At 45.4% G+C, this 7,992-nt stretch carries 8 protein-coding genes; all 8 read left to right on the top strand.

Translation table 11 applies throughout. The features are described 5' to 3' along the window. A partial coding sequence (locus tag WG68_RS03730; RefSeq protein ID WP_046556295.1) for a flagellin occupies positions 1 to 282 on the top strand: 282 nt, incomplete at its 5' end. A gap of 57 nt (positions 283 to 339) precedes the next feature. Beyond that, positions 340 to 1,164: a flagellin N-terminal helical domain-containing protein gene (locus WG68_RS03725; RefSeq protein WP_046556294.1), complete on the top strand. Its 825-nt coding sequence runs from the start codon at positions 340 to 342 to the stop codon at positions 1,162 to 1,164. A gap of 338 nt (positions 1,165 to 1,502) precedes the next feature. Beyond that, positions 1,503 to 2,327, top strand: coding sequence for a flagellin N-terminal helical domain-containing protein (locus tag WG68_RS03720; RefSeq protein ID WP_046556293.1), 825 nt, complete (start codon positions 1,503 to 1,505; stop codon positions 2,325 to 2,327). Positions 2,328 to 2,395: 68 nt separating this feature from the next. Continuing rightward, entirely contained in the window at positions 2,396 to 2,782 is a 387-nt protein-coding gene (locus tag WG68_RS19775) for a flagellar protein FlaG (RefSeq protein ID WP_046556292.1), read from the top strand. Positions 2,783 to 2,791: 9 nt separating this feature from the next. Further along, on the top strand, positions 2,792 to 4,255 hold the full coding sequence (gene fliD, locus WG68_RS03710) for a flagellar filament capping protein FliD (RefSeq protein WP_046556291.1): 1,464 nt from the start codon (positions 2,792 to 2,794) through the stop codon (positions 4,253 to 4,255). 11 nt (positions 4,256 to 4,266) lie between these two features. After that, entirely contained in the window at positions 4,267 to 4,701 is a 435-nt protein-coding gene (fliS, locus tag WG68_RS03705) for a flagellar export chaperone FliS (RefSeq protein WP_046556290.1), read from the top strand. Further along, positions 4,701 to 5,009: a hypothetical protein gene (locus WG68_RS03700; RefSeq protein WP_046556289.1), complete on the top strand. Its 309-nt coding sequence runs from the start codon at positions 4,701 to 4,703 to the stop codon at positions 5,007 to 5,009. The genes fliS and WG68_RS03700 overlap by 1 nt, the downstream gene beginning before the upstream one ends. Positions 5,010 to 5,030: 21 nt before the next feature. Then, a complete protein-coding gene (locus WG68_RS03695) occupies positions 5,031 to 7,853 on the top strand; it encodes a motility associated factor glycosyltransferase family protein (protein WP_046556288.1) in 2,823 nt (940 codons plus the stop codon). Positions 7,854 to 7,992 lie beyond the last annotated feature (139 nt).

Here is a 7,992-nt window from a genome sequence, read left to right as displayed (position 1 = left end):
GGTGGTGCTTCTGCCGCTCTGGCATTAATTGACACGGCCATCGGCGTCATTGATGGTACCCGTGCCGACTTAGGTGCGGTGCAAAACCGCTTCCAGGCGACCATTCGTAACTTAACCAATATTTCTGAAAACGTGTCAGGTGCGCGCAGTCGAATTCGCGATACCGATTTTGCCAAAGAAACGGCTGAGTTAACCCGTACTCAGATATTGCAACAAACCAGTACAACTGTACTTGCTCAGGCTAATCAGCGGCCGCAGGCGGCCCTGAGTTTACTGCAGTAAAACCGTGAGCCGGGATAATATCCCGGCTGCTCAAGGCTTTTACTAAGGAGCAGTAATATGGCACTTGTTGTCAATAGCAATCAGTCGTCTCTGACATCACAACGCTTACTCAGTAATGCCACTGTTGGTTTATCAACCAGCTTCGAACGACTAGCGTCGGGCTTTAGGATTAATCGGGCGGCAGATGATGCTGCTGGCTTGGTAATCTCGAATGTGTTAACGAGTCAGGTTAATGGTTTAGACCAGGCGGTACGAAATGCTAATGATGCAATATCATTGGTGCAGGTAACCGAGGGTGGCATGGATGAGATCCACACTAGTCTGCAACGATTACGGGTACTTGCTATCCAATCTGGAAATGGTATCAACAGTGCCAGTGAAATAGCTGCTATCCAGCAGGAGTTTAATGAACTCACCGCGGCTATTCAGAATATTGCGGACAATACTGAATTTGGTGGAATTAAATTGCTTGATGGTTCCGTACCTGCTGTAGAGTTCCAGATTGGCGCCAATGCTGGCCAGAAAATTAGTATTAATTTGGCAACAAGCTATGGCAGTGATGTCAGCGGTTTAAATATTGCTGATATTGCTTTGGGTACCGAAGACATAGCCGCTACTTTGCAGCGGTTGGATGGCGCTTTATTAACTCTGGACAGTGCTCGCACAGACTTAGGTGCCTGGCAAAATGTACTGGATATAACGATGCGAAATTTGCGTAATGTCAGTGAAAATGTTTCTGCGTCACGAAGCAGGATAAGAGACACCGACTATGCCAGAGAAACAACCGAGTTAACCCGTACGCAAATTATTCAGCAAAGTAGTATTACAGTTTTAGCTCAGGCAAATCAGCGACCGCAGGCAGCGCTTAATGTCCTTAATTAACTACAATATGGTAGTGGTTGAATAAAATGACTTTATGATTGCAGTCATATTGTCTGATAAAAGTTAGAGATAGGCTTCTCGGTGGGAGTGACTACCTATTTTTACCTTTCAATATCCCCTTAACCACCTGAGCAGGTGGTTTTTTTTTGTTGCTGATATCATCCTTTCTGCATTTTTATACAGGCATAAAAAAATCCAAATTTTTCTCTAAAGTTCTCCATGTTGCTGCCGATAACCTGATTAAGCCAAGTTGCAGCTTGGCCAAGCTAACGGCTAAACCGTCTTTCAACAATCAGGTTTTCAGTAAAATGTAACGCTGAAAACTTAAGGAGTGACTCATGGCTTTATATGTTAATACCAATACCTCGTCGCTGAATGCACAGCGGCAGTTGTTTAACTCAGGCAACAACCTGGATACAGCGTTTAAGCGCTTGTCTTCAGGCTTTCGCATTAACAGCGCTGCTGATGATGCGGCAGGTTTGCAAATCAGTAACCGCTTAACCAGTCAGATAAATGGTCTGGATCAGGCAGCACGTAATGCTAACGATGGTATTTCTGTTGCACAGGTAGCAGAGGGCGCCATGGAAGAGATTACCAACTCTTTACAGCGTGTCCGTACCCTGGCAATTCAGTCGCAAAATGGCATTAACAGTTCAACTGATCGCGCGGCGCTGCAAAAAGAAGTTACCGCGTTAAAAGCGGAAATGAGCCGTGTTGCCTCAGTAACGCAATTTGGTACGCAAAACCTGTTAAACGGCTCTTACTCAGCGTCTTTTCTGGTAGGCGCCAACGCCGGCCAGAATATTGACATTAAGTTATCCCGTACCGGTGGCTACGGTACTAATGCACTGGGCTTAAGTGCGCTGAGCGTGTCTTCAGTGGGGGGCGCATCTGCAGCCCTGGCATTGATAGATACAGCTATTGGTGTAATTGACGGTACCCGTGCTGATTTAGGTGCGATCCAAAACCGTTTCCAGTCGACAATCCGTAACTTAACCAATATTTCTGAAAATGTTTCAGGCGCTCGTAGCCGGATCCGTGATACAGATTTCGCCCGTGAAACTGCAGAGTTAACGCGGCAGCAGATTCTGCAGCAAACCAGTACTACTGTTTTGGCGCAGGCGAATCAGCGGCCACAGGCAGCTTTATCGTTATTGGGTTAAACTAGTAAGCGTGGTGGTGAGGGCTTTAATTAAAGCTTTCACCCTGCGCGCCGATAAGGAGTCTGGATATGAGCAGTATTAATTTAAACAGTGTAGCGGTGGCAAGACTGTCTCCGATCACTGACAATATTGGCAAGCCGTTAGCAGGCGAAACGCCAAAGGTTACCCGAGCTGAAACTTCTCAAGTGGTAACTGCGGTAGCTGATATCAGCAAAGCTGAATTGCAACAAGCTGTCGATGTGGTCAATCAGGCTGTGGCGCTGGAACAGCGTTCGCTCAGTTTTTCAATTGATGATGCGTCGGGTCGTTCAGTCATAAAAGTGGTAGACTTTGCAACGGATGAACTGATTAAGCAAATTCCAACCGAAGAATTGTTAAAAGTTGCACAGGATATTAAGCGGTTACAGCAAGAAATGGGGCAATCTATAGGCCTGCTAATCGACAACAAAGTATAGAGGTTCATTATGTCTGGTATTAATTTTCTTGGTTCCGCTTCCGGTTTGCCACTTGAAGAGCTGGTGTCGACACTGGTAAAAGTAGAGCGTGATAGTAAACTAGGCAGAATTAACACCACTAAAAGAACTTTAGATGCATCGCTTTCCGGAGTGGGCCAGTTAAAATCTGCGTTATCGGCATTTCAAGACGCGATAAAAAAGTTGGGCGGTAATAATTTAAATGCCCGTGTAGCCACGGTAACCCAGCCAACAGAAAATAAAACCTACCTGGAAGCTTCGGCATCTAATTCGGCCGTGGCGGCCAGTTTTGATATTAAAGTGAATCAGCTGGCATCAGGCAGTCGGCTTGAAAGTGCCGATTTAGCCTACGGCTCGGCTGATGATGTTATATCTACCACCGATGGTACGCTCACATTAACTGCTGGGAGTAAGAGTTTCGATATTGAAGTTACAGCAGGAATGACATTGAATCAATTGCGGCAGCAGATTAATGCGCAAAGCGATAATTTCGGGGTCAATGCCAATATTATTAATGCCGGTGGTGCAGTTGGTACTAAGCTGGTTTTAACCTCTAACGAAACCGGTGCAGGTAATGACCTGGTTATTACTAATAACAACGCCGAACTGGATGCTATTTCAACGGTACCTACCGGGGCTACAGCAGGTTTAACAGCAAGCCAAATAGCACAAGATGCTATTATAGAAATTGATGGCATTATTGCTACCAACAGCAGCAATATGTTTACTAACGCTATTCAGGATATCAGCCTGACGGTGAAAGCGGTAACTCCCGATGGCAATAATGCCCGCGTGGATATTGCTACCGATAAAGATGCTGCTGAAAAGAATATTCAGAACTTTATAAATAATTATAATGTTTTAGTTGATCAAATTGCCGACCTAACCAAAAGCCGAACTCTGGGTTCTGATGGTAAAACAGTGACAGCGGAGGGGGGGGCGCTGGCGGCGGACTCATTGCCGCGGTCTATCCTGAACCAGCTGAAAGGGATGCTGGGCGGTGTAGTTGGTGAATCTGGCTCTGAATTGGCAACGCTGTACGGGATGGGCATCACTTTCGATAAAGCAGGTAAGCTGGAAATTGCAGCCACGTCGGCTTTTGGTGGTGATTCAGGTCGGGCTCGCTTTGATAAGGCTTTAGCTGAAAATTATGACGGTGTGGCTGCTATTTTCGGTGGTGAAAACGGCCTTAGCGCCAAACTTGATCAGTTTGTTGCTCAATTTACTGAGGCAGGCGGCATTATTGCCAGTAAAGAGAGCTCCCTAAAAATTCAGTTAGATAAAAACGCTAAAGATTTAGATGCTGCCAACCGATATATACAGAGTTTCGAGCAAACTTTACGACGTCGCTACACTGCTTTAGATGGTTTACTCGGATCTATGCAGAATATGGCATCAACGGTAACGGCACAGTTGTCAAGCTTGCCGGGATTTGTTACTAAGAAATCTAATTAGTGGAGCATATTATGAGTTACGGTATCAAAGCATATAAAGCAGTTGGCATAAAAGATGACTTGGCTGTCGCCGATCCTCATCGGGTCATTCAATTACTGATGCAAGGTGCGTTGGAGAATATGGCCAAAGCCAAGGGTTGTATTGATCGCAAAGACTTTGCCGGTAAATCTGAGGCTATCTCTAAATCAATTAACATTATTTCTGCGCTGCAGGGGTGCCTGGATATGAGCGCCGGCGAGATTTCAGAGAATTTGTTTTCATTATATGATTTTATGCTTAATCATCTTATTCAGGCCAGTCGGGATAAAAGTATCAGCAAGCTGGATGAAGTAATGGAGATTTTATTAACTATTAAAGGCGCTTGGGAACAGATCCCGCCAGCGGCCCGCGAAGAGGGCTATGCGCTTCAGGCGCAGAAAAATCAGCAACAAGCTGTTGGTGCCTGATGTCTGCTCTGGAGAAACTAGAGCAGCAATGTGCCAGCTTGCGTGAAAAGGTTGATTTGATAATTTTGCAACCTGGTTATGACATTGAGCAGGTTGCAATTTTGGTTGACCAGTTAAATCAGCATTTGTGTAAAAATGAGCAACCGAAAGAGAATATTGATGCTTTTGCGTGGTTTTTGCAGCAAAACCTTGACTGGCTGCAGGCAACGATGGCAAAACTAGTCTCAGACAGAGAAGCTGTGGCTAATAGTATGTTACAAATTAAGAAAGGGCGACAAGCCCAACATAGCTACGGCCAGCATAACTAATCATTAGAATCAGGCTCTTAAATGCTGAAGTACATTAAATATCAGCTAGACCCGGATGACGTTAAGCAGGCGGCATCGGAGCAAAAGGCTGCTGCATCCATTAAGCCGCGCTTTAATAAAAACCTTCAGGCAATATCCCAGCACATTCCATCTATTTTGCCCATTGTACAGCAACATAGTATGCAGCAGTATTCGGTGTTCTGTACCCGGGCGGCTGAGCTTAATATTGTTGATTTTGCTACTGGCCGTGTTTGGTATAGCGAAACGCCCGAGGCAGAAGTTGCACGCGAAGTTGAAAGCTTTTGTCGACATGCACCCTATGTTGAGCTTGGTAATGACGCTACACCAACAGAGGTTCAACAGCCGTGGCCTGCCGAGGCCTTGCCGCAGCAAGTTGATGTGGTGGTAATGCTGGGGCTGGGGTTGGGGTATCAGATAAATGCACTGCTGCAGAAAACTAAGCTCAAATACCTTATTGTTTATGAGCCTAATGTGGATACGCTGATTTGCTCGTTACAGGCTAACGACTGGCAACGGCTGTTTAGTGCGGCAGATGCGGCTGGCACACAGATATTTCTGCAACTGGATAATGATGGCAGTTCGGTGGCGGAAGATCTGGCTGAGCTGAGAAGTGTGGCCGATTTCAGACGTCTTTATCTCTATCGGCATTATTGCCATCCGGTAATGGATAAAGTGGCTGAGTATTTATTTGCTCATAGTGGCCGGCAAGAACAGTTGCTGGGTAGTACTACACAGTTTAGTGCTTACGAAGATTTTAATGATTATGTCGCCGAGCGCAGCGTTAACGTGCTTGGTAATTTGCAACCACATGTTGCGGCACTGGCTGATGAATTACACCGGCGTAATATGACGGCGTTGCATAAGTTTTACCCCAAAGTGCATGATGAAATTGATAAGCATCAAAGCCAGCATTGGCAAGCGGTAACTGACGATAACGGCAAGCCTAATTTATATCATCCCAAGCGTAAGGCGTTTTTTTATCAGGATCTTGATACTGAATCTGCCCGTCTGGTTGGAGATTTTACCCGGCGACCTTATAAAGATGATGTATTGTTGGGGCAAACCTCCGTTGATAAATTCAGTCATTACATCCACTACTCGCATATCGCGCAAACTCAGCCGCTGATTAACAAACAACTTCAGCAGAAAATTCAGTTGCCCAAAGAAGTCGACTCGCTGATTATCTTTGGGGTGGGCCTGGGTAAGCATATACAGTTACTGACTGAGCAGTATCAAATTAGTAACCTGTACATTTGTGAGCCTAATTTAGACTTTTTTGCAGCCAGCCTTGCAGTAACCGATTGGGCGGCCATATTTGAGCGGGCTGAGCAAAATGGCTTGAGGATATACCTGAACCTGGGCGGCGATGGCTCAACCTATTTTTATGATTTAATGGCGCAGTTTTATCAGGTTGGCGCTTACTCTATAGCCAATACTTATATGCTGTGTTCCTACTTCAACCAAAAAATGCACAAAGCCATTGCCGATTTACGCGCTGAATTGAAAGTAGTGCTAGCGCTGGGTGAATACTATGACCATTGCCGCTATGGTATTGCGCATACCTATAATAGCGTGGCCAAACAACATAGGTTTTTACAATACGACAACAGTAGCTACCGTAATTTACCGGCACTAAATCTGCCGGTGTTCATCGTTGGCAACGGTCCGTCGTTAGACGGTAGCTTTGCCTATTTGCAGGAACACCGTGACAAGGTGTTGTTAATCAGTTGTGGTACAGCTTTATATTCACTGTATAAAATGGGTATCAAGCCAGATTTTCATGCTGAGGTTGAACAAAACCGCTCAACTTTTTGCTGGATTGGCCAGGTGGATGATACTCAGTATTTAAAGGATATCCGACTGATCAGCGTAAATGGCATTCATCCGGACACCGCAGACTTGTTTAAAGAGACCTTGTTGTGTTTTAAAGACGGTGAGTCATCCACCAATTTTTTTGACACCCGATTGAAAAAGCAAGGCGTGCATATAGCGTCGCTGAGTTATGCTTATCCTACCGTAACCAATTTAGTGCTTAATTACGCCCTGAGACTGGGCTTTAAGGTATTTTATTTGTTTGGTGTTGACCTTGGCTACGCCGATGTACGCCAGCATCATTCGCAGGCATCGGCATATTACCGTAACGACGGCTCAGAGGTGTATGACTATCAACAAACCCATGGCGGCGGTATGCCGGCAGAGGGGAATTTTCTACCCTACGTGTTTACCAAACCTGAATTCGATATGTCACGAAAGCTACTGGAGCAGGCCATTAGTAAAGCCGGGCGTAAAGTAGAGATTTATAATTGCAGCAACGGTGTCAAGATTGCTGGTGCGGTGCCGTTGCAGCCAGGCAATATTTTGTTCCGTGACTTACCACAAGATAAGGATTTACTGTTGCAAAATCTGATAGATACAGCGTTCTACGCTGATTTATCAGCCTATGCGCAGCCGATATTTTCCCAAATCGACTTTACCGCTTTTCGCCGCACTATTGACGCCTGGCTGGCGTTGTTTGAAGAAGAGATTACCACCCAAGAACAGGCCAAAGCCTTTATTACTAAACAATGGCGCTTGCTGCAAACCGCTGCGCGCGACCCGTCAGATCCAACCTTTTATTTGTTCTACGGCAGCACCAATTACTTCGGCGGCCTGATGACAAAAATCGCCTCCTGTATCAGCGATGATACGCCGGAGATATTGCCGGTGTTTAACCAGGTTATGCAGGTATGGCGTCATTATGTGCAAAGCGGTAGCGAGCAGTTTGCACAACAGCCGTTAAAGTTTGATGATGTGGATGTGCAACACTTGTTTGCCAAAAGCTGACGCGTTAATTTTTTGACATTTTATCTGTGTCAAACTTGTAATATTCTGTATATGGCGCACAGAGCCAGCTATATTTTATACTTTGAAAATTGTGGCGTTATCTTTGCATAGGTTTGTTGAAATTAATGCCAGCGCTGTA

The organism is Arsukibacterium ikkense (assembly GCF_000987775.1).
Lineage (GTDB): Bacteria > Pseudomonadota > Gammaproteobacteria > Enterobacterales > Alteromonadaceae > Alishewanella > Alishewanella ikkense.
Note: the sequence above shows the minus strand (reverse complement) of the source record. Positions and strands in the feature narration are given on the sequence as shown.

What these genes read in the sequence shown, in the direction of transcription:
- WG68_RS03725 (WP_046556294.1), top strand. Translation starts at nt 340, where the DNA reads ATGGCACTTGTTGTCAATAGCAATCAGTCGTCTCTGACATCACAACGC.
- WG68_RS19775 (WP_046556292.1), top strand. Translation starts at nt 2,396, where the DNA reads ATGAGCAGTATTAATTTAAACAGTGTAGCGGTGGCAAGACTGTCTCCG.
- WG68_RS03700 (WP_046556289.1), top strand. Translation starts at nt 4,701, where the DNA reads ATGTCTGCTCTGGAGAAACTAGAGCAGCAATGTGCCAGCTTGCGTGAA.
- WG68_RS03720 (WP_046556293.1), top strand. Translation starts at nt 1,503, where the DNA reads ATGGCTTTATATGTTAATACCAATACCTCGTCGCTGAATGCACAGCGG.
- WG68_RS03695 (WP_046556288.1), top strand. Translation starts at nt 5,031, where the DNA reads ATGCTGAAGTACATTAAATATCAGCTAGACCCGGATGACGTTAAGCAG.
- fliD (WP_046556291.1), top strand. Translation starts at nt 2,792, where the DNA reads ATGTCTGGTATTAATTTTCTTGGTTCCGCTTCCGGTTTGCCACTTGAA.
- fliS (WP_046556290.1), top strand. Translation starts at nt 4,267, where the DNA reads ATGAGTTACGGTATCAAAGCATATAAAGCAGTTGGCATAAAAGATGAC.